The organism is Micrococcaceae bacterium Sec5.7, assembly GCA_039636785.1.
In the GTDB taxonomy this organism is placed as follows: domain Bacteria; phylum Actinomycetota; class Actinomycetes; order Actinomycetales; family Micrococcaceae; genus Arthrobacter.
Genome location: CP144169.1, coordinates 4235340 through 4260090 on the forward strand (window position 1 = coordinate 4235340; position 24751 = coordinate 4260090).

Genomic DNA, 24751 nt, shown 5'->3' on the forward strand with positions numbered 1-24751 from the left:
TGCATTTTATGTCCTGAAGGTGTTATTGCGTTGTGGTTTTTGGTGGGGGTCGATGTGGCGTGGGGGGATGAACCAGGGGATGCCGTTTTGGATCTGGATGGTCCATTGTTCTTTGTGGATGAGGTGGTGGTGGTGGCTGCAGAGGAGGGTTCCATTGTCGGTGCCGGTGGTGCCGCCGTGGGACCAGTAGATGATGTGGTGGGCTTCGGTCCAGGGTGCCGGCATGGTGCAGTTGGGGAAGGCGCAGCCTTGGTCGCGGGCGGTGATGGCCTTGCGGATGTGGGGCGGGAAAATGCGGGAGGTGTGGCCGATGTCCATGACACGGCCTGCGCTGCCGAGGAGGACGGGGATGATGTCGGCGTCGCAGGCGAGCTGGCGGATGGTGGAGGCGGTGACGGGGCCGGTGAAGGTGAACGTCCCGGTATCTGTCCCGGGTCCCGCGCCGCCGCCGCCGGGCCGGGGTCCGGGAGTATCTTGTGCGGGGCTGCCGGTGGGCGCAGTGCCGGTGTCTGCCCACGGTCCGCCGGTGCCGGGTGTGCCGGGTGTGGAGTCGAATCTGGCGCCGGAGCCCGTGCCGGTAGCAGCGCCCGTGCCGGTGCGGGTGTAGCGGGGTCCTTGTTCGCTGGCATGGTGGAGGCGGGTGAGGAGGTCCTGGTAGCTGATGGTAGCCGTGACCTGGGGGCGGAAGCCGCCGGCGGTGGGGAGGTTGCCGGTGGTGAGGGCTGCCTTGCAGGCGCTGATGAGGCCGTCGAGGAGTTTCTGCGGGCGGGTCCTGCGGTCCAGGGTGACCTCGATACTGCCGGGTGCCGGCAGGTCATTCCCGTCGGCATCCACGACGACCGCGGTGACTGCACCCGTGCCTGAAGCTTCTGCGGTGGCTGCTGCGCGGGCGCGGGTGTCTGTTGCCGCGTCCGCGTCTGCATCCGTCCCGGCGCTTGTGTTTGTTTCCTCGCCGCTGCCTGTGTCCGGGTCCTGAACTGCGCCGCTGCCTGTGTCGGCCTCGTGGATTGGGCGGGTGCGGGGGTTGGTGGCCGCGTTCATGACGGTGAGGAGGTGTTCGAACTGGTCCTGGGTGGCGAAGATTTCGAGGTGGTGGAGTCCGCGGCGGGGGTGGCGGATGAATGCGCCCTGGCGGTGGCGGAGCTCTTCTTCGGAGGGTTCGGCGCCGTTGGCGTCGATGAAGTCTGTCCAGGTTTTGGCGATCCGGGTCAGGAAGTCGGTGTCATTGTTGATCGCGGTGCTGGTGAGGTTGTGTTCCATAGCGGTGGCGGTGTCCGGGCCGGTGAGGTGCCGGACGCGGTCCAGGGCCATGGTGATGATGGTTCCGGCGCGGGAGGACACGGAGGCGACTGCGATGGCTGCGGCGAGTTCTTCGCGTTCGGCCGGCATGGGCTGGCCGGCGAGCCCGGTGCGGGGCAGGATGGTACCGGCCAACGCGAGGCGGCGCCTGGCTTCGGCGATGCTGATCCGCAGCCGGACGCGCAGGAACTCGGCGGTGTTCCGGCAGCCGTCATCGGACGGAACAGGAGCAGGGCTGCCCACGGCTGTCTGGTTCCCCCAGCCTGTGGTCCAGCCCGCCGCGGATCCCGGCGCCGCGTTGGCTGCTTCCTTCCGGGTCCGGTCCACCGCACCAGCCGCGAGGAGCTGCAGGTACTCCACCGTCCGGGAGAGCTCCTCGACGCGGCCGGCGAAGTCCGCGGCGTCACCGAAACCCGCCCGCGCAAGGTCACCGGGCGCCGTCGAACCCACACCCCTCAACAGCGACAGCGAACTGTCCAGACCGTCGGATGTACTGCCCGCGAAGGCCCCGCCGCCGGACGCTGCAACCTCGGGACGCACAGCCCCGGCGCCGGACGCAGAAGTGCCCGCACCGCCGGCGTCCTGAGAACCCGGAGCACGAAGAACCGAGGGAACCCTCCGCAATCCCCGCTCGCGCGCAGCAGGGGCGATACCGGGGCCGGGCAGTGCTGCCCGGCCCCTTGTGTCTACCTCAACCCGCTCCCCGATGGCGTCCATATAAGAACTATGGCAAGGAGGTACGACAATATAAGCGCAGTCGAAATGCGGTGTCCAAGTGGGTAGATGCAGCCACCGCACGCCGTGCGGCTATTTCCTCTCAGGATCCACGTTGGTGGCGGCTCCGGCCGGAGTGGCGCCGCCCTCGTCGGACCAGTCCTGGCCCTGCTGGTCGTTCAGGGCGGGGTCGGAACGGACATCGGTGGTCCCCAGATTGACTGTCTCGGGGTGAGTGCTATGGGCGGGGATCCCACCGCTCAGGGGTGTTCCGCCGTCGGACGTTTTCGTCTTGCCGTCACCTGGAGAATCAGTGTCACGGTGCATCGCGGAGCCGATGACGCTGCTTGCCCGGCGTGCGGCGTCACCCAGTTGATCTGCAACGTCCGGAGCTTTCTCCTTGATCGCCTCCGTGGCGGCAGCCACCTTGTCCTGGACCGGTTTGCTCTCCCAGAGCGCGGCGGCCCTGGCCTTGAGCTTGTCGTACGCTGCCCGCCCGGACCGCGATCCGAAAACGTACCCTGCCGCAATCCCGGCGCCGAAAAGAAGTTTTGCTTTCATGGTGAACTCCTTGTTCTTTGATGAGAGGTTCTTTGATGAAAGGTCCTTGAGGAAAGAATCAGGCCCCGGGGAAAATCCCGGGACCTGTTTCTGGCCGAGTTCCGCTGTTAGCCGCGGATGCTCCTCTTAGTGACCAGGCCGTAGACCAGCAGCACAATTACGGCGCCGCCGATTGCCAGCAGCCACGTGGTCAGCGAGAAGAAATCCTGCAGACCTGTTTTGAAAATGACGCTGCCGATCCAGCCTCCGAGGAATGCTCCGACAACGCCGAGCAGCAGTGTGATGAGGATACCGCCGCCCTGCCGGCCGGGCAGGATCAGCTTAGCGATTGCCCCAGCGATGAGGCCCAGAATCAGAAATGCAAAGAAACCCATGGTGTCGTTCCTTCTTCTTTTCTACAGGAGGCACCCGGAGCCCGGATGCGCTTCATCCCGCTCCCCAATACTAATCATGCTTACTTTAATTTAGCCAGTTCCAGGGCAGGGAATCTAACCTGTGAGGCCCGTGTCAGTGCCCCCTGACGTCCGAGTCCACACCGGCTTCCGGCCCCTCATCAAGGGTGGCCATGGCCGCAAGATCGTCCTGGTCCAAGGCGAAGTCGAAGACATTGATGTTCTCCTTCATTCGTTGCGGATTGGCCGACTTCGGGATGGCAACAAGACCCTGCTGGACGTGCCAGCGCAGCACCACCTGGCCGGGAGTTTTACCGTGTTTCCCGGCGATCCGGGCGAGCACCGGAGCAGCCAGGAGTTCGCTGCCCGCTCCGAGCGGACTCCAGGATTCCGTGGTGATCCCGTGCCCCTGGTTGTAGGCACGGGCCGCTGTACGGGCGATGGACGGGCTGAGTTGGATCTGGTTGACCGCAGGCGATATTTCACACGCCGTCAGAAGCCGCTCCAGATGCGCAGGCTTGAAGTTGGAAACGCCGATTGAGGTGACTTTCCCGTCTGCCTGAAGCCCTTCGAAGGTCTTCCACGTCGAGATGAATTCATTGCGATGGGGGAGCGGCCAATGAATCAGGAGCAGGTCCACGTACTCCAGACCAAGACGCCTCAGCGACCCTTCAAGCCCTTTCACGGCTCTGTCCGCGCCCTGGAATTCGCCGTCCAGTTTGGTGGTGATGAACAGTTCCGTACGGTCCAAACCGCTGGCGCGGATGCCGTTGCCCACGCCCGCTTCGTTGCCGTATTTCACGGCCGTATCGATGTGCCGGTACCCGGCCTCGACTGCATGTACGACGGCGGCACTGACCTCTTCGTCGTTGAGCGGCCAGGTGCCGAGACCGATCTGCGGAATGCTCTGGCCGTCGTTGAGTTCGATCAGCGGTGAAAGTGTCATGGGAACAGTCTTTCCTACCTGCCGAGCATTGTCAGGAGGGTCCTGGCCTGGTATTCCATTGAGGCACTGGCTGGTCCGGACATGTGGTCCGGCTGCTTCGCCCGAGCCCGGGTAAAGGGTTTTTGGTAAGCGGTTTCCTTTGGTGGTCTGCAAGGTGCGGGAACACGCGCAGGGACCCTGATCGCGTTGTTGTTACGATAAGCGCGAGGTGGCTTATGGAAGAAGACATGACCGGACGTCGGGCTGCGGCCGACGTGGCGACCGCCATGGCGGCTTTTCTCGCGGCCGGAATCTGGCTTTCGGGCGTCTCCCTGCCTGCCGACGAGCACCCCTATCTGGCTGTGTCTGCAGGGGCCGCGATAATCGGGCAAGCAGCTGCATCAATACTGCGGCGGAAACCCAGGTTGTCCACACCGGCGGACCGGGTCACGCTGGTCCGGGCCGTCGTCGTGGCTTGTTGCGCGACCCTCATTGTGCCGGGCCTGCTCGGCGGGCGGACCCCTGAGCCGCTTCTTGTCCTGCTCGGCACGGCGGCCTTCCTGCTCGATGCCGTGGACGGGAAAGTGGCGCGGTGGACCGGATGCGCCTCGCCCGCCGGTGCCAGCCTTGACTCGGAGACTGACGCGGCGCTTGTGCTGGTTCTGTCATTCGCAACGGCGGCAACAGTCGGTCCTTGGACGCTCGCCACCGGCCTCATGCGCTACGTGTTTGTTGCCGCCGGCTGGTTCCGGCCCGCGCTGCGCGGTCCCCTTCAAGAGAGCCGGATCCGGAAAATCATCGGCGCCTTCCAGCCCTTCGCATTGCTGCTTGCTTTGACGCCCGGCGTCCCCGCCACGGCAGGGATGGCGGCCGCCGCTGTGGCTCTCGCGACACTTGTGTGGTCTTTCCTCCGCGACGTCCAGGAGCTTGAGCGGCTCCACCGGACACGTGCCGCGCTGCCGGCCGAGACTGCAGTCTCGAATTGACGCGAAGCATCCCTGTCCGTGAGTTCTAGGGATCTTCGCAACACCTGATGCTTTCAGGAGTGTTTGATGTTCGAGATCCGCAGCGACAGGACAGGCCAGGGGTCGGTGAAACTGACCGCCGAACGGCAGAAGTACTTCGAGCTGATCAGCCAAGGCGTGAGCAACAACAGGGCATGCGCTATCGTCGGCGTCCGCGAACGGACCGGCCGGGTCTGGAGGGCTGGGAAACCCAAGGACCCGCGGGCCGGGCTTAGGTCCCGGGCGGGGCGGCGACCGAGAGAATTGCTCATGCCACGTCTCCCCGGCCCCGCCGGATCCCGCTTCCTGGATCTTCAAGAACGCATCACGATTTTCACCATGCTGGAGAACAAGCAGGGCATCAGAACCATAGCCCGCGCCTTGGAGCGGTCCTCGTCGACAATTTCACGGGAGGTTCACCGGAGATCTCTGACGTGGGACCAAGGTTTGAACTGGCGAGGCACAAGGACATCAGCCGGGCCACCGGGATGGCCGTGTACTTTTGCGATCCAGCCAGTCCTTGGCAGCGAGGCTCCAACGAGAACACCAACGGCCTGCTCCGCCAATACCTCCCAAAGGATCGAACCTTTCCCTCCATAGTCTGGCCGATCTCCAAGACGCTGTACAACGGCTCACCAACCGGCCCCGCAAATCGCTCGGCTGGGAAACACTGGCCGAGCGACTGGCCAAATTTCGTCCGGAGGTGGTCAAACACCGGAGTCCCTTGGCTTATTGCGGATGCCAATCAGGCTCACACAATCTACCGTCAAGCTATTGCCCCGGGGCCGGAGCACTTGAAGCTCCCCGGACGTCCGAAATACTCACAGGAACGTCCGGATAGCTCCGACGTCCTATGCGCGGCCGGGGTCCCGATCTGAATTTTCTCTTCTTGTTCGCTCTACGTCGGCGGCGCTCTCTGCTTGCCCTCGGGCAGCAAGTCCTGCCACGACGCCGTCGATATCGGTGTCGGGTCGGTTCTGGCTGAGTTTGGTCTTCGCTTCGATCCTTGTGATGAGTAGTTCGACGCCCACGATGGCGCGTAGCTGGCCGGAGATATAGCGCTCCGGTGCATCCTCCACGGTCCAGGGCCGATCTGAATGGGCTTCGTTGAGATCGGTCAGCCGCCTGACGTGATTGCCGAGCCAGGCCGCGTCGTCGTGGAGGACGAGATTGCCGTAGACATGGGCTGTGGAGTAGTTCCAGGTCGGTACGACGCGTCCGTGTTCGGCCTTCGATGCGTACCAGGAGGGCGAGACGTAGGCGTCCGCACCTTGGATGATGACGAGTGATTCTCCGGTCGCGGGTTCCGACCACTGGGCGTTGTTTCGGGCGAGGTGTCCGTGCAGTGCGCCGTGGTCACCTATCAAGGGATCGTAGATGAAGGGCAGGAGGGTGGCGAGCAGGCCCTGCGAGGTCATGGTGACCAGATTGGCTGCGGCTGCCCGGGTGAGGAGGTCATGGATTGCGTCGGGGCCGGCTGCGAAGTGCGCTGGGATGTACATGGGGCTCTTCCTTTCTTGGATGAAGGATCTTCGTGGTCCGTGAATCGTCAGGGATTCCGTGTCGCGGGCGGCGGGTTGAGTCGCACGCGAACCGCGATGCCGGCGCATAGGATGACGGCGAGGCCGCCGATGATGGTGGTCCAGGTCAGGGCCTCACCCAGCAGGAGTCCGGCCCAGCAGATGCTCAGCACGGGCTGGATGAGTTGGATCTGGCTGACCTGGGCCATGGGGCCGATGGCAAGGCCGCGGTACCAGGCGAAGAAACCGAGGAACATGCTGACGAGGCCGAGGTAGGCAAAGGCGGCCCACTGGACCGGCGTGCCTGACAGTGGCTGCTGAGCCATGGAGAGCGCTGTCAGGAAGACCATCAGGGGCGATGCGAGGACGAGTGCCCAGGACACGGTCTGCCACGCACCGAGCTCGCGTGCAAGCAGGCCACCTTCCGCGTATCCGATGGCCGCGGCAACGACAGCGCCGAGGAGCAGCAGGTCCGCCCAGTGCAGCTGCCCGAAACCACCGGACTGCGCGAAGGCGAAAGTGATCGCCGCCAGCGCGCCCACGCCTGTCACGATCCAGAAAGCTACCGGTGGATGCTCGCGGCCGCGGAGCACTGCCGCCGTTGCCGTCGCGGCAGGGAGCAGTGCGATGACGACGGCACCGTGACTGGCGGGCGCGGTAGTAAGCGCGAACGAGGTGAGCAGCGGGAAGCCGACAACGATCCCTCCGGCGACCACTGCGAGCCGCGCCCACTGTGCGCCTTGAGGAAGGCGCTGCCGGGTGAGAGCGAGGGCGAATGCGGCGAGAACTGTCGCTACGACCGCACGGGCCGACCCGATGAACAAGGGCGACAGGCCCCCGACTGCCACACGAGTGAAGGGAACAGTGAACGAGAACGCCGCTACTCCAAGGAGGCCCCACCACAGGCCGGTGGCTGAACGGGACGGTATCACTGGGCGAATAAGCGTAGTAGCGCTACTATTGTCTCTCATGAATAACGATAGCAGTTCCCGTATTGCGGCGCGACTCAGGGAATGGATCGCCGGGGCCGCGCCGGGATCCCGGCTGCCGTCCACGCGCTCTCTGGTTGCCGAGTACCAGGCCAGCCCAGTGACGGTGCAGAAGGCCCTTCAGGCCCTCACTGCGCAGGGCCTGATCGAGAGCCGACCCGGCGTCGGGACATTCGTCCGGGCCGTCCGGACCGCGCGCCCGTCGGACTACGGCTGGCAGACGGCGGCACTGCGTTCACCACAGGCGCCTCTTCGCTCGGCCTCCACCGCGATGCGCAGCGTATCGAACGATTTCATCGCGTTCCACTCCGGCTATCCGGACCGGGAACTCCTGCCAGAGCGCTTGGTGCGTGCGGCACTGACCCGGGCAGCCCGGGGCGAAGCAGCCTTGTCTCGTCCACCTGCAGCGGGACTTCCCGAATTGCAGTCCTGGTTCGCGCACGAACTCGGCACCTCGACCCCGGTTGGGGTCGCCCCGCCAACACCGAGTGACGTGATCGTGCTGCCGGGAAGCCAGAGCGGACTCGGCTCCATATTCAGGGCACTGGTCGGCAGCGGGCAGCCCCTGCTCATGGAATCCCCGACATACTGGGGAGCCATCCTGGCTGCAGCGCAAGCCGGCGTCCGCGTCATCCCGGTGCCCAGCGGGCCCGACGGACCCGACCCGGAAGAGTTGGCCCGAGCCTTCGAGGAGACCGGTGCACGGATGTTTTATGCACAACCGAGCTATGCGAACCCCACTGGAGCGCAATGGCCCGCCCGGCGGGCCGAACAAGTCCTGGCCGTCGTGCGCGAGCACAGCGCGTTCCTCGTTGAAGACGACTGGGCGCACGACTTCGGTATCACCACAACGCCTGCCCCCGTTGGCGCGCGCGACGATTCCGGCCACGTCGTCTACCTTCGCTCGCTGACGAAGAGCGTATCCCCGGCCATCCGCGTTGCAGCGGTCATCGCCCGCGGCCCGGCGCGTGAACGCATCCTTGCCGACCGCGGAGCCGAATCGATGTATGTCAGCGGCCTTCTCCAGGCCGCAGCACTCGATGTCGTCACACAGCCTGCCTGGCAGACGCATATGCGCAGCCTCCGCCACCAGCTCCAATCACGCCGCGACCTTCTCGTCACGAGCCTGCGCGAGCACGCCCCCCAGGCCCACATCAGCCACATTCCAAAGGGAGGACTGAACCTCTGGGTACGTCTGCCCGACGGGACCGACCTCGAACGGCTGACCCGCGACTGCGAGAGTGCTGGGGTCATCATCGCCGCTGGCACCGAATGGTTCCCGGCCGAACCTGCGGGCCCGTTCATCCGACTCAATTACGCGGGACCGAACCCTGGCGCGTTCCCGGAAGGTGCGCGCATCATCGGCCAGTCAATCCAACGCAACAGCCTCTAGAAACTGGGCAGAGACGCCGAAGGCCCTGGTCCGGATAGATCTGGACCAGGGCCTTCGGCAGGTTAGGCTCAGGGATTATCCGTGAGCGTTGCAACCACCCTTGGAATTCACCTATCCCGGCGCCACACATGACGGCCTCGGTACCATGTGAGGCATGGCATGGGAGGATCCGGACCACCAGCTGTTGGGCGCTTTGGGCGGCCGACTGCGCCGAGCACGTGCTGCATCATTTTGAGGAGCAGCGGCCTGAGGACAGCAGGGCCCGTGACGCCATTGAAGCTGCGCGGGCCTGGACCCGCGGCGAGATCTCGATATCCCAGGCACGCGCCATAGCGCTGGTTGCCCATGCGGCTGCCACCCGGTGACCAAGCTGCCGCCGACCACGCTACCGCGGCCGAGCACGACTGGCAGTACAGCCTCCTGCCGGAGCATCTTAGGTCAGAAGGATTCCCTGCCCTGACCGCCCTGCCGCCAGGACCGCCCCGCCGCCCGATACCGTGAAGGCTGCCAGCCCGCCGGCCGCGGCGAAGCCCAGAGCTAAACCGCCCGCCGAGCCCACCCGATCAGCTGATCGCTCAGGTCCATAAACCCCTGATCAACCACCTGCAGCCCAGGGTGAGCGTCGTGCCATTGCACAATCTCCCTGGCCCCGTCCGAGAACGGAATCGACGCATTGAACCCCGGCACCAGCGACTTGATCTTGGTGTTGTCGAACACCACCGAGTGCGCCCTGTCCCCAAGCAGCCCAGGGCCTCGGGACGGATCGTGGGCGGCGATGGTCTCCGAGGCGACGTGGACCAGTTCCGGCCCGGGAACGCCGGCAGCTCGGGCAAAGAGCCGGTACACCTGGTCCCACGGCAGGTACTCGTCCGAGGTGATGGTGTAGCTCTCGCCCACCGCCTGCGGACGGCCCAGCAGGCCAACAAACGCCTTGGCGAAATCACGGCTGTGCGTCAGCGTCCACAAGGATGTACCGTCACCATGAACGAGTACAGGCAGCCCGCACCGCATCCTGTGGATGTCCGTCCAGCCGCCCAGCAGGGCAATCCTGCTGCGGTCATAGGTATGCGAGGGACGCACCACAGTGACCGGAAAGTTCTCGTCCCGGTACGCCCTGAACAGCAGATCCTCACACGCGATCTTGTCCCGCGAGTACTGCCAGAACGGGTTGCGCAGGGGAGTGGATTCCAGAATGGGGAGCCGCGCAGGCGGCTTCTGATACGCCGACGCGGAACTGATAAATACATACTGCCCCGTCCGGCCGCGGAACTGCTCGATCCCGGCCGCAGCGTGTTCCCGAGTGAACGAGATAAAGTCCGCGACGGCGTCGAACTCCCTTCCGCGAAGCACCTCACGGACCGCGCCGGCATCGCGGACGTCCGCGTGCAGCACCTCGGCACCCTCAGGCGCCGGACGGTCCGGTGATTTTCCGCGGTTGAGGATGGTGAGGCGGTGGCCAAGCGCGACGGCGTGCTCCGCCGCCGCCGCGCTGATCACCCCGGTTCCGCCGATGAACAGGATGTTCCGCGGCGCCACGGTCTCGCTTGCCGGACTCACCATTGTCACCAGGCATAGTCTTCCGGCGCGGTGCGGTGCCCCGGGAAGATGTGGTCGAGGCGCTTGAGCGCATCGGTGTCCAGCGTGACATCAAGAGCCCGGATGGCGGCGTCGAGCTGTCCCTGGGTGCGCGGCCCCACGATCGGTGCGGTCACCGCAGGCTGATGGAGCAGCCAGGCGAGGGCAACATCGCCGGGCTCTTGGCCCAGTTCGTCGGCGAAGTCCTCGTACTGTTGGATCTGGTCCTGATGGGTCTTGAGGGTTTCAAGCGCGCGTCCCTCCGCACGGCGTACGCCCTCGCGATCCTTCTTCAGCACGCCTCCCAGCAGGCCGCCGTGCAGCGGCGACCAGGGGATGAGGCCAAGGCCGTACTGCTGCGCAGCCGGGATGACCTCCAGCTCAACGTTGCGGGTGAGCAGGTTATAGATGGACTGCTCGCTTACCAGGCCGTTGTAGTTGCGGCGGGCGGCGGCCTCCTGGGCCTGGGCGATGTGCCAGCCGGCGAAGTTACTGCTCCCGGAGTATAGGATTTTGCCCTGCTGGACAGCGACGTCGATGGCCTGCCAGATCTCGTCCCACGGCGTATTCCGGTCCACGTGGTGGAACTGGTAGATGTCGATGTAGTCCGTCTGCAGGCGCTTGAGGCTGGCATCGAGGGCACGGCGGATATTCAGCGCTGAGAGCTTGGATTCATTGGGACGGTCCGTCATTCCGCCGTAGAGCTTGGTGGCCAGCACGGTGCGTTCGCGGCGCTCGCCGCCCTTGGCGAACCAGCGGCCCAGGATTTCCTCGGTCCAGCCGCGGTGCTCGGTGCCGCCGTATACATTGGCGGTGTCGAAGAAGTTGATACCGGATTCCTGCGCCGAATCCATGATGGAATGCGCGTCGGTTTCCTCGGTCTGCGGGCCGAAGTTCATGGTGCCAAGGCACAGGCGTGAGACTTTCAGGCCGGAGCGGCCCAGATGGGTGTACTGCATGGTGGTGTGGTCCTTTGGCTCGATTGAAGCGGTTTGATTTGGCTGGTTTAGAGCTGGGTGAATGCCGCGACGGCGGGGTCAGCACCCACGCGGGCACGGGACTCCAGCGCCGTGACGGAGTCCAGTTCGGCGGCCGTCAGCGTGAGGGATGCAGCGGCGAGGTTCTCCCGCATGCGCGTGGAATCGGCGGACTTGGGGATGACGATGGTTCCCGCCGCGAGGTGCCAGGCGAGGACAACCTGCGCAGTGGTGGCGTTGTGAGCGGCGGCAACGGCGGTGACGGCATTGCCGTTGAGGTCGCCGCCCTGGCCCAGCGGGCTGTAGGCCTCCACGGCGATTCCGTGCGAGCGGCCCTTGGCTGCCAGTTCGGCCTGCTGGAAGCTTGGGTGCAGCTCGATCTGGTTGACGGCGGGCACGGTTTCCGCGGCTGCCAGCAGGGTGTCCAGATGGTCCGCCAGGAAATTGGAGACGCCGATCGCCCGGATCTGGTTGTTTGCGTACAGCCGTTCCATTGCCTTCCACGCGTCGGTGAAAAGTCCCTGCGACGGCACCGGCCAGTGGATCAGGTAGAGGTCAACATAGTCGAGCCCCAATGCCTTCCGGCTGTTCTGGAATGCTTCCTGGGCCTGGCCATGCTCGCCGTTGCGCAGCTTGGTGGTGATAAACAGTTCCTCGCGCGGGATTCCGGCGGCGGCGATCGCGGCTCCCACCCCGGCCTCGTTGCGGTAGGCGGCGGCCGTATCGATGTGGCGGTAGCCGGCCTCGAGTGCGTCCTCCACGATCCGCTGGGTTTCTTCCGGCGGGACCTGGAATACGCCGAAGCCGAGCTGCGGGATGACGACGCCGTTGTTGAGGGTCAGCCCGGGGATCTCAAGCGGCTGCGTGGAGGTTTCGGATGACTGGGACATTGGTGGCGCTCCTCGGGTGCGTCTCGTGCGGATGGGGCTGTGTATGAATGGGCCGCGGCGGAAACCGCTTTCAGCAGGCTCTGCATTGAGCCTATGCACTTTCGCCGGCAGAGTCAGTAGTTGTGGCTGTTCGTGATTTTCCTAGGACTGGCAGACCTACCTTCGTTGTAGAAAGGCGCCGGTCAGAGGGGCACAATGGATGGCATGGGTCAGAGCGCCGAGTTTGGAAAATTCCTGAAGGCAATGCGGTCCCGGCTGAGGCCGGAGGATGCCGGGGTTGCCGAAACAGCCGGTGCGCGGCGGGTTCCCGGGCTCCGCCGCGAGGAGGTCGCGCGGCTGGCAGACGTCAGCACTGATTACTACACCAGGCTGGAGCAAGGGCGGAATATCCACCCCTCGCGTGCGGTGCTCGACTCGGTGGCCCGCGCGCTGCGGCTCGATTCCGGCGAGCAGGCGCACATGATGGATCTGCTGGAGCACTGCGCGGAGTCGGCCCGTTCGCCCGTTCCGGTACAGGGCGTGCGGCCGGCGCTGCGCCAGCTCCTTGACGCCGTCGGGGACATCCCGGCACTGGTGCTTGGCCGCCGCACCGATGTGCTGGCCGGCAACCGCATGGCATTCCTGCTCTTTGCCGACTTCCCCGGGCTGCCTGCGGGGAAGCGGAACCTGACCCGCTGGCTCATCCTCGATCCGGTTGCGCGGGAGCTCTTCCGTGACTGGAAAACTGTGGCAGCAGAGGCCGCGGGCGCTCTGCGCGTTGATGTGGGCAGGCACCCCAACGACGCCCAGGCCAACCAGCTGGTGGGGGAGCTCGCCGTGCACAGCGAGCATTTCCGGCAGTGGTGGGTAGGGCACAGGATAGGCACGCGGTCCGCTGGCAGCGTGCGCCTCCATCACCCCGCCGTCGGGGATCTGGAACTGAACTTCGAAAACCTTGTCCTGCCGGACGATCCGGACCAGATGCTGCGGGTGTACTCCGCTAAACCGGGATCGCCGTCGGCCGATGCGCTGACGCTGCTGAGCAGCTTTGGCTTGCCGGAATCGCGCTCGACGGCGGGTGGGGCTCCCAGCCCCGGCGCACCACGGGCTCGTGGCTCTGTTTCCGCCCCGGCGGACGCCGCCGATGCGTCCACCGCTTCCCCCGCCACCGGGGTGCAGGGCAGCGAACGTCCCTGAGGTCCCGGCCTGTGCTGGTGCCCAGCCGAGGGGGGCGATTCTGGCCAGTCGAACATTGGGCCGACAGGCACTTTTCCCTAGGCTTGTTGAAGACCTTTTCTTCGACACCAAGGATGAGATTCAACGATGAAACGCATCGCATTACTGAGAGAGCGGGTTTCGCCCGCCGGGACCACCGGATCCCATTGCCCCGCGTCAGGACTCTGGAGCCCGGACGCCGAACCGCATGCGGTCCAGACCTTCTTCGAAGGGCATGTTTTTCCGACTCACAACGGAACGCCGACGGTGTGGCGCCGCCGAACGGAAGGCTAGCGCCCCTTCCCGCGAAATGATGCCCATGGGACGTGAAAGCCGTGCCAGCAGGTCACAAAACGCGGGCGTTCGGACCAGAGGCCAATCCATGGAAGGGTTTCTGCAGAAGTACCCGCGACGGGCCGATGCCGGACCGCCGCAGGCCCAACGGAAATTCGGGAGCGTGGTTTTAGTGTCCGGAGTCGTACCCGCAGTTGTCGTCACCGGTCTGGGGGCCGTCACCCCAGTCGGGGCAACAGCCGGGGAGACCTGGTCGGCGCTGCTGGCCGGCCACTCCGGAATCGCCCTGCTCGAAGAAAGCTGGGCGCAGGAACTGCCGGTCCGCATGGCAGGCCGCGTCTCGCTGGACTTGACCTCGGCGCTCACCACACCGGAGATAAAGAGGATGGACCGCCCCGCGCAGCTGGCCCTAATCGCCGCCCGGGAGGCATGGGCGCAGTCCGGGCGTCCGGAGATGGACCCGGAGCGACTCGCCGTCGTAATTGGCTCCGGCTACGGCGGGCTGGACACCGCCGTGGCACAGACCCGGACACTGGATGGCAGCGGATCCCGCCGCGTTTCGCCCCACACCCTCACGAGGATCATGGTCAACGCCCCTTCGGCCTGGGTCTCCATCGACGTCGGCGCGCGAGGCGGTGCGCGGACGCCCGTGAGCGCGTGTGCCTCCGGCGCCGAAGCGATCGCGCAGGCAGCCGACATGATTCGGCTGGGAGCCGCTGACGTTGTCATCGCAGGCGGTGTGGACTCCTGTGTGAACGGACTGACGATCAGCGGCTTTTCGCAGATCCGGGCGCTGTCCACCCGCAACCAGGAACCGCAGGCAGCATCGCGGCCCTTCGACCGGGACCGGGACGGGTTTGTGATGGCCGAGGGCGCAGGCATCATGGTTCTTGAAAGCGAGGAACATGCGCGGGCGCGCGGCGCAAAGATCCTGGGAATCATCGCGGGCAGTGCCGTAATGTCCGACGCCGTGGACATCGTGGCGGCCGATCCTGCAATACAGCGCCGCGTGATGCAGAAAGCGCTCGCGGCCGCAGACCTCACCGGGCAGGACGTCGGATTTGTGCATGCCCACGCGACGTCCACCCCGGTGGGGGATCGGCTGGAGGCCCACGCCATCAACGCCGTGGTGGGCAATCAGGTGCAAGTAACGTCAACGAAGTCACTTACCGGGCACCTGTTGGGCGGGGCGGGGGCCCTCGGCGCCATCGTCACCCTGCAGGCGCTCCGATCCGGCTCCATCCCCGGAACACGGAATATTGAGAATCTCGATCCGGAAATTGGCCTCAACATCGTCACTGAGACAACTCACGGCGTTGCCAGGGCCGCGGGCATGGCCAACGCCTTCGGATTCGGCGGCCACAGCACGTCCCTGGTGATCACGGCTGCCAGTTAGCTACCGAGGTTCGCTACCCAGGGCTGAGCACCGCGGACCCAAGACGGACGACGACGGCGGAAGCGTCCGCCGCCATCGTCGTTCCGGAAATCGGAATTAGCGTTCCAGACGGAACCCGAGCTTGATGGTCACCTGCCAGTCGGCAACCTGACCGTCCTTGAGGTGCCCGCGGATTTCCTTGACCTCGAACCAGTCCAGGTTGCGCAGGGTCTTGGACGCCTCGGCGATGCCGTTACGGACGGCCGCGTCCACGCCTTCTTCCGAGGTGCCGACAATTTCAGAAATGCTGTACGTGTGATTGGACAACTTCGCTCCTCGTGATCGCCTTCGATACCCGGCTGCGGGCCGTCCCTGCAGATTATCGGACGGAGCGCGTGGGGACTAGGGGCAGGAGCCCTGATCTCTCGGTGACAGCGACAGCATCACTGCTCGGCTCAACCCCGGAGCGGCGTCCACCCTATCGGAAGGGGTCCACGGATTTCGGCTCTTCGCCGATCAGCTGCCACCGACCAGCCTTGTGCGGCTTGCGCGCCAGGCTCGCCCACAGGCCCGCGGGCCACCCTGAACCCGACGTGCAACGTCCTGGGGTCCGGCAACCTGATCGGATGCGGTCCAAGCGATGTCCGAGAGTGCCCCGTACGTTGGGTCGCGCGTCCCTGCACGGCAGGACCACTCCCACTCGGCCTCCGTCGGCAGCCGGAAGCCATCGGCGCTGACGTCCCAGGTGAACTCCCGTCCACGGAGCTGGTAGGCCGGTCTGAGCCCGGCTGTGGCCGACGCCTCGTTGCACCACTGCACCGCGTCGAACCAGGTGACCGGATGTGCCGGAGCTTTCGGTGACGGGCCCGGTGTATCAGCATCATCGAACCCTCTGCCCCAATCGGCCCACGTGACCTGAGTCTGCCCGATCTTGAAGGGACGCAGCGTGACTTCGCGAGAGGAACCGGACCGCGCATCGCGCAGCTCAACCGTGCCAGCGGGAATCGTGACCAGCCGGAAACCGATCGCTTTCATGTGTCGTGCGTACTCTCGGCGATCCGACTCGGGCAGCGTGAGGTCAGCAGATTCAAAGCCATGTCCCCAGCCTCCCACAAGGTTGAGCGGTCACAAACGGTCGATATCTTTAGTCCCACTCACTAAACGCCGTGATTGCGGGGCCATTCCGTCCTGAACGATGTCCAAGCCGGGCATCGATAGCGTTTTACGGGTCAGCGGGCATGCGTGGGGGCTTTGTGCACGGCCCCGCCAATTTGTTGTCAGGGGACGGTGAGCTCGCGGGCGGCTTGGTCGATCAGGTCGGTGACCGGGCCTGGCTGGGAGGCGAGCGAAGCATGACTGGCGTTCAGCTCGATGATCTGGCGGGGGTTCATCCGCTGGGCTATGCGCCGTTCGTTGTCAGGCGTGGCAGCTCCGGGCGAACCGCCTTGGCGCTAATTGGTGTCGCGAATGAGCTTTGTCAGCAAGGTTGCGGCTACGTCGTTGCCCTCATCGACCAGGCGTTTCAGTTCCTCGACGTCACCACGCTGGGCAGCAAGCTCAGCCAGCCGGTTCGCGGCTTCCTCGTTGCCCTCATCGACCAGGAGTCGCAGTTCCTCCAAGTCACCACGCTGGGCAGCAAGCTCGGCCAGCCGGTTCGCAGCATCCTCGTTACCCTCATCGACCAGGAGTCGCAGTTCCTCCAAGTCACCACGCTCGGCAGCAAGCTCGGCCAGCCGGTTCGCGGCATCCTCGTTACCGTTCTCGGCGAGGCGGCGCAGGGCAGCAAGATCAAGTGCAGTCATGCACTCAGGATACTGCGTGGGCCCTGGCATGTCTGTGCTGCAACCGCTCCGGAATTCTCGTTGTCACGCCTGGAAAGTGGCGATCAATACGTGTGTTGTCGAAATGGCAACCGGCTTGATGTTCTGGGCTCAGGCCAGTTTGGAGGCCGGTCCTGACCGGCTGCTCTTCACCGGCCAGCCTGTCGGCCCGGCAGGCCTCCGCGTATGAAGCCCCGCTCGCTGATGAGCCAGGTGGCGGACAATGCTTCATGCGGATCGTTGGAAGACTACTCATTCAACAACGCTCACCAGACCTGGGTATTCGCCTGCTAAACGAAACGCATTCTTTGATCTCACTTCGTACGGGTCGCAGGACGCGCTGGCGGCTGTTACCCGGACGCTGGCTCACAGCAGGGCCGTCCATCTCACGAAGGGCTTCCCCTCCGTCGCGGCGGCGCAGGGCTCGGAGAAGCCGCTGATCCGTCATGGCTGGACCCCTTCAAATGACCCTGGCCACCGCTCTGCCACCGGAGAGCAGGACATCGCGATCACGTATGAGCATTCGTTCCTGGCGGGAAATCAGCCAGCGTGGTCGGCTCGACACGCTCTGAGCGCGTCTTCGTTGATCCACTTTCTGATCAGGAAAGCGTCTAGCGGCCACATGGCGACGGCAACGGCGAGGAAAATCCATGCAGGTACGACGGCGGCAAAGACACAGACCCCTACTGCGATCAGTAGGGCAGCAGAGACATGGTTATAGATGCGCCGGCCGGGCGTCGCATTTCGTACCTCTGACGCTTCGCGAAAGTAGTTCAGCATGGAGCCCCTTCAGTAAATGTATCGGCAATATCCGCGAGTGTATCTGAAAGCCATAGCGCCGATCGTCGCCGGGGCAATCTGAATGCATTTCCGCCTCCAGCTGGCAACAACGGCCTGGAGAGCGATCTGAAATCCGGAGACGGCGCAAGCGCTCAAGGTCAGGGAAGCCCCTTGTCCAGCTGCGCGCATACCCTCAGCACGCCCGCAGCGGCCGGCGGAGGCGAGGCGCCGCACGGTTAGAGTGGCATTCGCCATTCAAACCTGCGATTCAAGCGCCATTTTGAGTTGACAGTCGCATCATTCCAAACGGGCGTGCAAGCAGGTGGAAAGCCGGTCTGCCGGCCCTAGGGCGTGTCTCCTAATAGTGCGCTCCAGATGATGACGGTGTGCAGAACGGCCGCTGAGCGGTGGGTGAGGGCCAGTTTGTCGTAGCGGGTGGCCAGGGAGCGCCATTGCTTGAGGGTGTTGAAACTGCGTTCGACGACATTGCGGCGCTTGTAAGCGTCCTTGTCGTAGGTGACGGGCCGGCCGCCGGAGGAGCCTTTGCGTTTCCGGTTGGCTTTCTGGTCGTCCTTTTCTGGGATGACGCATTCAATGTCCCGCCCGCGCAGGTAGCTCCGGATCGCTTTGGATGAGTAGGCTTTGTCAGCCATGGCCCGGTCCGGGCGGCTGCGGGGCCGTCCGGGACCTTCCCGTTCGACTTTCAGGGCATCCATGAGGTTTTCAAACATGGGCGAGTCCCCGCCCTGACCGGGCCCCAGGAGCAGGACCAAGGGGCGCATGTTGCCGTCAACCAGGGCATGGATCTTGGTTGTCAGGCCGCCGCGGGAGCGTCCGATGGCATGATCATCCGGCTCATCAAGCAGATTCCTGTAATTCGAGAGGTCCCCCTGTGTGGCGGGGAAGGTTCGTGCCGTGCTGGTGGGCACGGTTCACCGTGGAGTCCACCGACACCTCCCGGTTGATCAGCCCTTGCGCGTCGGCACGGGTCAACAACGCAGCCAGTACCCTGTCCCAGATCCCGCTGGCGCTGTTGCGGCGGTGGTGCTTCCATACGGTCTTCCACGACCCGAAAGGGGAAGGGAGATCCCGCCATGGAATACCTGCCCGGTAGCGGTAAATGATGCCCTCTGTCATCAACCGGTGGTCATTGAACGGCCGCCCGGGTTTCCCCGAGGAATCAGGCATCAACGGGGCAATGAACTCCCACTGGGCATCGGACAACAAGGCATAACGCGAACTCACCACTCAATTTTGCCAACAAGCCACCCCCAGCATTAGGAGACACGCCCTAGCGGACCAGCCAGCATCGCGGGAGTCCGTCAGTGGCCTCAACGCCAAGACCCGCCAATTCATCACCGGCTGGAACGACCGATGCCACCCCTTCGTCTGGACCAAGACCCAGGAACAGATCCTCGCGAAAGTCAACCGTCCCACAACTTCAGAAACGCGACACTAGACCCGAAGGACCCCTACTGTGGGGCTACTGTAGAGCTTGCGGGATGCCGAATCGCCTCCCAACGAGTATGTGAATGGCCCAGAGCAAAGGCTGATCTTCCAGCTCAACGCCCTCGCCCCCGAAATGCATGCCCTTTTCGTCGGCCACTGCATCGATGTCAAAAAGATTGAGGATCTCGCTCACCCGAAACTGATACTCGACGGCGGTCATTTGGCGAGATGCACGAACTGGAATTGCGCTGAGTGTGCGCGCGACCTCGGCCTGGATGGATTCATTCACTTGGGCGGTTCACGTTCCCTCCGCACCAGTCGCCCGCCGTGTCGATGTCTCCACTGCTGTCCACCCTCCAGTTGACTGTCCTGGTTCCGTAGTTGAAGGAATGGGTATAGCCGCCCAAGTCCTTGGAGCGCAGGGCGGTGCCGGAGTAGAAGAGGGCCTGTGCGCTGTACCGAGTCGTCACGGATACCCACACGACCTGACCCACGGGGCAGCTGAGCGTGCCGTTGACGCTCGTGACTGCCGCCTGCGCGGGCATCGCCGGTGCCGCTACCAATGCCATTGCCGCACAAATGCCGATCGCGCCGACTTTTCGAGTTTTCAATGCTTCCCCCTGAGCGTCCGGACGGGGTTTCGGTGTAACCGCCGCCAACTGATGGTGCACTCTTGCATGACATTCGCCATTGCACAAGGGGGCCCTTCGGATCTAATACGGGAGTATGAGGCGACGTCAGGCATTGGCTGGGGCGATGGTGACGCTGTAGCCAAGGCTCTGGAGCTGGCGGATGGCGCGGTTGGTGGCCTTCTGTGGGTTCGCGAGCGGCTCGGGATCTTCGTCGAGGTCCTGGTCCATAACTCAACTTCACTCTTGACCCATCCCGGCCTTCCTGAACTTGACCTGACATTGATGGGACCAAGGCCCGCAGGTGGGTACCGTTCAAGCCGTCCTAGTACTACAGTCGCGTTTATGGGGTGTGCCCGCGGGCCTCGTAATGGCAGTATCGTGCACGCTGCTGATGTTTCCGCCGCCAGATCGAATGCCCCAGGATCCGGTCCGGGTGAAGTGTCCGGTACCAGATCAGCCGGACCAGCAGGCGCCTGATCTCCGGCAAGGAGAGCCGGATCAGTTCCCCGTCCCCGGCGGCAGGGCCTCTTTTTTAGAGCGGATCACGGTCAGGAAGGCGTGGGCGAACATGGAGAGGGTGATGTGCCGGTACCAGCCGGCGTATTGCCGTACCTGGTAGTGGTCCAACCCCGTTTCGCCCTTGGAGGTCTGGAAGGTTTCCTCGATCGCCCAGCGGGCGCCGGCGATCCTGACCAGCTCGGCCAGCGAGACCCGGTTTGGGCCGTGGCAGATGTAGTAGGCCAGGTCGGTGGGGTCCTTCAGGGACCGGCGGGCCAGCAGCCAGTGTTCCCCGGTTTCGGCGGGTCCGTTGATGCGGGTCCGTGCCCAGGAATACCGCCGGTCGCCCTTGGTTCCGGCCCCGGCGGTCCGGGTCCGCCAGGCAGTGCCGCGCAGGGAGGCAATGAGTTTATCGGCGCGCCATTGTTCGCCCAGCCCGGCTGTGGGGGCGATGATGTTTTGGTTCATGGGAACGGCCAGCACGTAGTGCAGGCCCTTGGCTTCCAGGCGGCGGCGCAACCCCGTGTGCTGCCCGTAGACCGCGTCTCCGGTGGTCCAACGGGCCGGGATCCCGGCCTCCAGGGCACGGTCGATCATGTCCGCGGCCAGCACCGGTTTCGTGGCGAATTCCCTGGCTTCGGGGATGCCGGCCCGGGCGCACCTCTCCCGGTCATCGGCCCAGACCTTGGGAAGGTAAAGTTCCCGGTCCAACAGGGTGCGCCCGGCCGGGGCGGAGTACGTCAGGAACACCCCGATCTGGCAGTTCTCCACCCGTCCCGCGGTGCCTGAATACTGGCGTGCGACCCCGGCCGAAGCGGTGCCTTTCTTCAAGAATCCGGTCTCGTCAATGATCAGCACCCCGTCGGGGTCGCCCAGATGGCGGTTGACGTAGCTGAACAGGTCATCACGCACGGCTTCCGGATCCCAGTCGGTGATGGAGAGCAGTCGCTGCATGCCGTCCGGGGTGCCGTGCCCGGCACGTTCAGACAGGGTCCAGGAGTTCTTCCGTTCCTCATCCGAAAGCAGTCCGCGCACGTACGCCATGGCATTGTCCCGTGGTTCGGAACGGACAAAGCGGCGCCCGATCAGTTCACCGATTTCATCGAGACCCTCAGCCCATTTTTCTACATCCGCCACACAGATATCATCACTCACCACCAACGATTAACAGGTCCACGGCGGGAAATCCGATTAAAACGCCGACGGGACCGAAATTAAACACGACTGTAGTACTAGGGCCGCGCGTTCTGTGCCGCACAAGTTGCGTCGTCATGGACTGTCTCCGAAACACGGCCAGACCGGCTAACATTCGTGCCCAACAAACCGGCTACTCAGAGTTCACAAAGTGGACCCGGCGGAAGCCGTCACAGTGGTCCTGAATGGGACTGACATAGACAGGTGACCCGTCAGGCAGGTTACGATCCGCCTGTCATTCCTCGTACGGGGGAACGCGGGCCTGTCCGGTGGGAAGGGGAGGGCGGGCGCCGGTTGTCCACGGGTGTTGCCGGCGGTTCCGCAGCCCTGACCGGTGTTTTGTCGTTGGAGTTTGCCGCGGCCTGGTTTTCGCGGGCGAGGAACGCGGAGAGTTCTCCTATGGTGCTCATCATGGGGGCGGGGAAGACGACGGTGGTGTTCTTGTCAACACCGATTTCGACGAGGGACTGCAGGTCGCGAAGCTGCAGGGCCAGGGGATGGGCCATCATGGTGTCTGAGGCGTCTCCGAGGGCGGCCGCTGCGATGGCTTCGCCTTCGGCAGCGATGATCTTCGCCCTCTTCTCGCGCTCTGCTTCGGCTTGGCGTGCCATGGCACGCTTCATGGTCTGGGGCAGCTGGATGTCCTTGAGCTCCACCAGGGTGACTTCGACACCCCATTCGACGGTGAGGACGTCGAGGATTTCGCGGATGTCGACGTTGATCCGCTCGGTCTCGGACAGGGTCTGGTCCAGGGTGTGGCGACCGACGACTTTGCGGAGCGTGGTCTGTGCGATCTGGTTGATCGCAGCTTCGACGTTTTCGATGGCGACGACGGATTTCACGGCGTCGACGACCCGGTAGTAGGCCACGGCGGAAACATCGACGCTCACGTTGTCCTGGGTGATGATGCCCTGCGACTGGATCGGCATGGTCACAATTCGAAGGCTGACCAGGGGCAAATGGTCAATGACCGGGATGATCAGCCTCAGCCCCGGCATTCTGACCCCGATGACCCTGCCTAGCCGGAAGAGTACGCCTTGCTCGTACTGCCGCACGATCCGGATGGACATCTTCGCCGCTATGAGCAGCAGCACCACGAGGATAATCACGACGATGATGCTGGTGGGGTCCATCGGGATCCCCTCCTTGGTTTTGTGAGCTGGATCCGCCGGTGCGTGTCCGGCACTGGGGCAGGGTCCTTAGTCTTATTGTCCCATCAGTCCGTGGAATTGCGCCCCGGATCCGTCCGCAGCCATGCCGGGTGGCCACGTCCGCAACGCTTCGGATCAAGGCGCGTCTCGTAACCACCATGTGAGCTCGCCACCGGCTGATCGCGATGTGCGTTAACGCGACACGGTCGTTGCAACGCCCAAAGTCCGGGTGTTGCAACGACCGCTAGAACCCAAGCCTGGTTTGACTAGGGCCTCAACTGTGCGATGGACGCGGGGCGGTACGGCTACAGGCGCTGGAAGATGTTGAGAATGTTGCCCTCGCTATCGATGAACCAGGCAGCCTTCCCCACCGGGGTCGCCGCGATACCGTTCTCAGTCTTCAGGCCCGGGAAGTCGTACTCCTCGAAGACGACGCCGCGGCCCCGCAGATCCTCGACCTCGCCCTCGATGTTGTCGGTCCCCCAGCCCATCTGGGTGTTTTTCGCGGTGCCCGCATTGTCGGTCTTGTAGAGCAGGAAGGACGTTCCGTTCCCGCTGCGGTAGAGCAGGTTTTCCTCGTCCATGGCGTCCGTGGGTTCGAGTCCAAGCACGTCTCTATAGAAAGCTCTCGCCCTGGCCATGTCCTTCGCGGGGAGGACTGCGATGATGTCAAGTTCCTTCAGCATGCTGATTTTCTCCTTCTATGCAGTGATGGCGGTACTCTCGAATCCGGTCCCCGCGGGCGGATTTACCCGCTCATTTTCGGGGGCCGGTCGCCGCTTTTCGGCGACGCGCCGGGGCGGCCACAGGGGAGCTCTTCGGTGCCGGTCAGCGACGGCCGGCTCGAGAGTCTCCACAGCGTTCATGCCGCCATTATGGACATAGAGTGGCATCCACGGATAGAGGCAGGGCGGAACCCGGTCGGGCGTTGCACGGCGACCAACAAGAAACGGTGCTGATGCCGTTTGCCTTCGGCTCGTTTCCGGTCGCAGTAGGCCCTGGTTCATGGGTCTTCATGGCTGCGAAGGCTGAGCGGAACAGGGCTCGTTGGGGATCTTGTTGCCTTCTGCGCGATGGATGGTTGCCGCTGATTTCCGGCGTTTGACCTCAATTGGGGGATTCGTTGACGAGCCAACGGCCCGCTGCCATAGTGAGGGTATCCAAGCAACGATGCAAAGGAGTCCGTCATGACCGCCATGATCCGCAAGAGCCTGAATGAACCCGAAGAAACCCGGCCGTTTGAGGAAGGGATGGGGAAAGTCGACCTCGTCAATCTTGAGGCCGGCGCCGTGGGGAGGGCCGTTTTCGAATCAGGTTGGAAGTGGTCCAAACACGTCAAGCCGATCGCCAAGACGGACAGCTGTCAGGCCTCACACATGGGCTATGTCATGTCCGGGCGCATGAAGGTCGTCATGGACGACGGCGAAGAACAGGAGTTCGGGCCCGGGGACTATATGGTTGTCCCGCCAGGCCACGACGCGTGGATACTGGGGGACGAGTCATGCGTCGTCATCGACTGGCAGGGCCTGGCCGACTACGCCAAGCGCCAGGCGTAGCGGATAATTCCTGGCCGTCGACGGGAGGTCCGGATCAAGGATCTGGAGCGGGAGAACCGGGAACACGGTACCGACGAATTTGAGCACGGTTCCGAGCAGCTTCGGTACGAGAATTGAGGCACAACGTGGAACTCCTCTCGACGTCATTCGACTACGGACAAGAGATCCCTCAGCGGTACGGCAAGAAGATAGAGAATGTCTCGCCGCAACTCTTTTGGGAAGGTGTGCCCCGCCAAACGAAGTCCTTCGCCCTGAGCCTGGTTGACAACCACCCGGTGGCGAGAAAATACGTTCACTGGCTGGTGGTCGACATCGGCGCTGACGTCACCATGTTGGCAAAAGGAGCAGCCGGACGGGGCCTGCTGGGCGGCGGCCGAGAGGTCGAAGCGTACGCGGGCCCTTTTCCCCCTTCCGGAACACACGAGTATGAATTCACGCTCTATGCACTGGGCGTGGAAACGCTTGACCTCCCGGCGAAGGCGACGCTCGACCGCTTCGTTCAGGCCACCGAGGGCGACGTCCTCGCCGCCGCCACGTTGCTCGGAACGTTCACGAAGGCGTGATCGTGC

The 24751-nt window shown here is 64.2% G+C and carries 28 protein-coding genes and 1 pseudogene; 9 read left to right on the forward strand and 20 right to left on the reverse strand.

Annotation, left to right across the window (positions count from 1 at the left end; genetic code table 11):
- Nucleotides 1-6: 6 nt before the first annotated feature.
- From V3C33_20235 to V3C33_20250, 4 genes are all read right to left on the reverse strand, one after another.
- Nucleotides 7-2016: an HNH endonuclease signature motif containing protein gene (locus V3C33_20235; protein ID XAS67710.1), complete on the reverse strand. Its 2010-nt coding sequence runs from the start codon at nucleotides 2014-2016 to the stop codon at nucleotides 7-9.
- Between the two features lie 90 nt (nucleotides 2017-2106).
- Nucleotides 2107-2574, reverse strand: a complete 468-nt coding sequence (locus tag V3C33_20240; protein ID XAS67711.1) for a hypothetical protein — start codon at nucleotides 2572-2574, stop codon at nucleotides 2107-2109.
- Between the two features lie 107 nt (nucleotides 2575-2681).
- Nucleotides 2682-2948, reverse strand: coding sequence for a GlsB/YeaQ/YmgE family stress response membrane protein (locus V3C33_20245; protein XAS67712.1), 267 nt, complete (start codon nucleotides 2946-2948; stop codon nucleotides 2682-2684).
- Nucleotides 2949-3081: 133 nt separating this feature from the next.
- On the reverse strand, nucleotides 3082-3912 hold the full coding sequence (locus tag V3C33_20250; GenBank protein ID XAS67713.1) for an aldo/keto reductase: 831 nt from the start codon (nucleotides 3910-3912) through the stop codon (nucleotides 3082-3084).
- 227 nt (nucleotides 3913-4139) lie between these two features.
- Here V3C33_20250 and V3C33_20255 point away from each other — a divergent pair, with 227 nt between their 5' ends.
- Complete coding sequence (locus V3C33_20255; GenBank protein ID XAS67714.1) at nucleotides 4140-4877, forward strand: CDP-alcohol phosphatidyltransferase family protein; 738 nt, start codon at nucleotides 4140-4142, stop codon at nucleotides 4875-4877.
- Nucleotides 4878-4930: 53 nt separating this feature from the next.
- Here the strand turns inward: V3C33_20255 and V3C33_20260 are convergent, their stop codons facing one another.
- Entirely contained in the window at nucleotides 4931-5167 is a 237-nt protein-coding gene (locus tag V3C33_20260; protein XAS67715.1) for a hypothetical protein, read from the reverse strand.
- A gap of 148 nt (nucleotides 5168-5315) precedes the next feature.
- On the opposite strand from V3C33_20260, the pseudogene V3C33_20265 reads away from it, so the two are divergent.
- Nucleotides 5316-5496 (forward strand): annotated as a pseudogene (locus V3C33_20265) (IS30 family transposase).
- Nucleotides 5497-5746: 250 nt separating this feature from the next.
- Here the strand turns inward: V3C33_20265 and V3C33_20270 are convergent.
- Entirely contained in the window at nucleotides 5747-6397 is a 651-nt protein-coding gene (locus tag V3C33_20270; GenBank protein ID XAS67716.1) for an FMN-binding negative transcriptional regulator, read from the reverse strand.
- A gap of 47 nt (nucleotides 6398-6444) precedes the next feature.
- Nucleotides 6445-7386 (reverse strand): DMT family transporter, encoded by a 942-nt coding sequence (locus V3C33_20275; GenBank protein XAS67717.1) that lies wholly within the window; start codon nucleotides 7384-7386, stop codon nucleotides 6445-6447.
- Between V3C33_20275 and V3C33_20280 the strand changes: the two genes are divergently transcribed.
- Entirely contained in the window at nucleotides 7385-8797 is a 1413-nt protein-coding gene (locus V3C33_20280; GenBank protein XAS67718.1) for a PLP-dependent aminotransferase family protein, read from the forward strand. The genes V3C33_20275 and V3C33_20280 overlap by 2 nt on opposite strands.
- Before the next feature lie 218 nt (nucleotides 8798-9015).
- Entirely contained in the window at nucleotides 9016-9162 is a 147-nt protein-coding gene (locus tag V3C33_20285; GenBank protein XAS67719.1) for a hypothetical protein, read from the forward strand.
- A 172-nt stretch (nucleotides 9163-9334) separates the two neighbouring features.
- On the opposite strand, the gene V3C33_20290 is transcribed toward V3C33_20285, so the two are convergent.
- Genes V3C33_20290 through V3C33_20300 form a run of 3 tightly spaced genes read right to left on the reverse strand, consistent with a single transcriptional unit; the run spans nucleotide 9335 to nucleotide 12239 of the window.
- Entirely contained in the window at nucleotides 9335-10357 is a 1023-nt protein-coding gene (locus V3C33_20290; protein XAS69808.1) for an NAD-dependent epimerase/dehydratase family protein, read from the reverse strand.
- Nucleotides 10358-10359: 2 nt separating this feature from the next.
- Nucleotides 10360-11331, reverse strand: coding sequence for an aldo/keto reductase (locus V3C33_20295; protein ID XAS67720.1), 972 nt, complete (start codon nucleotides 11329-11331; stop codon nucleotides 10360-10362).
- 47 nt (nucleotides 11332-11378) lie between these two features.
- Complete coding sequence (locus V3C33_20300; protein ID XAS67721.1) at nucleotides 11379-12239, reverse strand: aldo/keto reductase; 861 nt, start codon at nucleotides 12237-12239, stop codon at nucleotides 11379-11381.
- Between the two features lie 204 nt (nucleotides 12240-12443).
- Between V3C33_20300 and V3C33_20305 the strand changes: the two genes are divergently transcribed.
- The 3 genes from V3C33_20305 (at nucleotide 12444) to V3C33_20315 (ending at nucleotide 15123) form a co-directional block, all read left to right on the forward strand.
- Nucleotides 12444-13415, forward strand: coding sequence for a helix-turn-helix transcriptional regulator (locus tag V3C33_20305; protein ID XAS67722.1), 972 nt, complete (start codon nucleotides 12444-12446; stop codon nucleotides 13413-13415).
- A gap of 126 nt (nucleotides 13416-13541) precedes the next feature.
- Nucleotides 13542-13727: a hypothetical protein gene (locus V3C33_20310; protein ID XAS67723.1), complete on the forward strand. Its 186-nt coding sequence runs from the start codon at nucleotides 13542-13544 to the stop codon at nucleotides 13725-13727.
- Nucleotides 13728-13899: 172 nt separating this feature from the next.
- Nucleotides 13900-15123, forward strand: coding sequence for a beta-ketoacyl-[acyl-carrier-protein] synthase family protein (locus V3C33_20315; GenBank protein ID XAS69809.1), 1224 nt, complete (start codon nucleotides 13900-13902; stop codon nucleotides 15121-15123).
- Nucleotides 15124-15219: 96 nt separating this feature from the next.
- Here the strand turns inward: V3C33_20315 and V3C33_20320 are convergent, their stop codons facing one another.
- The 10 genes from V3C33_20320 to V3C33_20365 all read right to left on the reverse strand — a co-directional run bounded on the left by V3C33_20320 (nucleotide 15220) and on the right by V3C33_20365 (nucleotide 23312).
- Nucleotides 15220-15429, reverse strand: coding sequence for a dodecin (locus V3C33_20320; GenBank protein ID XAS67724.1), 210 nt, complete (start codon nucleotides 15427-15429; stop codon nucleotides 15220-15222).
- Between the two features lie 189 nt (nucleotides 15430-15618).
- Nucleotides 15619-16137 (reverse strand): SUMF1/EgtB/PvdO family nonheme iron enzyme, encoded by a 519-nt coding sequence (locus V3C33_20325; protein XAS67725.1) that lies wholly within the window; start codon nucleotides 16135-16137, stop codon nucleotides 15619-15621.
- Between the two features lie 416 nt (nucleotides 16138-16553).
- Nucleotides 16554-16904 (reverse strand): hypothetical protein, encoded by a 351-nt coding sequence (locus V3C33_20330; protein XAS67726.1) that lies wholly within the window; start codon nucleotides 16902-16904, stop codon nucleotides 16554-16556.
- Nucleotides 16905-18046: 1142 nt separating this feature from the next.
- Nucleotides 18047-18890, reverse strand: a protein-coding gene (locus tag V3C33_20335; protein ID XAS69810.1) for an IS5 family transposase whose coding sequence is annotated in 2 segments (ribosomal slippage) — nucleotides 18047-18583 and nucleotides 18585-18890 — 843 coding nt in all. Because the reading frame shifts where the segments join, the coding sequence is not laid out codon by codon here.
- Between the two features lie 295 nt (nucleotides 18891-19185).
- Complete coding sequence (locus tag V3C33_20340; protein XAS67727.1) at nucleotides 19186-19440, reverse strand: hypothetical protein; 255 nt, start codon at nucleotides 19438-19440, stop codon at nucleotides 19186-19188.
- Nucleotides 19433-19762, reverse strand: coding sequence for a hypothetical protein (locus V3C33_20345; protein XAS67728.1), 330 nt, complete (start codon nucleotides 19760-19762; stop codon nucleotides 19433-19435). Before V3C33_20345 ends, V3C33_20340 begins: the two co-directional genes overlap by 8 nt.
- 126 nt (nucleotides 19763-19888) lie before the next feature.
- Nucleotides 19889-20011 (reverse strand): hypothetical protein, encoded by a 123-nt coding sequence (locus V3C33_20350; protein XAS67729.1) that lies wholly within the window; start codon nucleotides 20009-20011, stop codon nucleotides 19889-19891.
- Between the two features lie 270 nt (nucleotides 20012-20281).
- Complete coding sequence (locus V3C33_20355) at nucleotides 20282-21379, reverse strand: IS701 family transposase (protein XAS69811.1); 1098 nt, start codon at nucleotides 21377-21379, stop codon at nucleotides 20282-20284.
- Nucleotides 21380-21696: 317 nt separating this feature from the next.
- Nucleotides 21697-22608, reverse strand: a complete 912-nt coding sequence (locus tag V3C33_20360) for a slipin family protein (protein XAS67730.1) — start codon at nucleotides 22606-22608, stop codon at nucleotides 21697-21699.
- 323 nt (nucleotides 22609-22931) lie between these two features.
- Entirely contained in the window at nucleotides 22932-23312 is a 381-nt protein-coding gene (locus V3C33_20365; protein XAS67731.1) for a VOC family protein, read from the reverse strand.
- A gap of 501 nt (nucleotides 23313-23813) precedes the next feature.
- On the opposite strand from V3C33_20365, the gene V3C33_20370 reads away from it, so the two are divergent.
- Together V3C33_20370 and V3C33_20375 are read left to right on the forward strand one after the other, a co-directional pair.
- Nucleotides 23814-24182 (forward strand): cupin domain-containing protein, encoded by a 369-nt coding sequence (locus V3C33_20370; protein XAS67732.1) that lies wholly within the window; start codon nucleotides 23814-23816, stop codon nucleotides 24180-24182.
- Nucleotides 24183-24307: 125 nt separating this feature from the next.
- On the forward strand, nucleotides 24308-24745 hold the full coding sequence (locus V3C33_20375; protein ID XAS67733.1) for a YbhB/YbcL family Raf kinase inhibitor-like protein: 438 nt from the start codon (nucleotides 24308-24310) through the stop codon (nucleotides 24743-24745).
- Nucleotides 24746-24751: the final 6 nt, after the last annotated feature.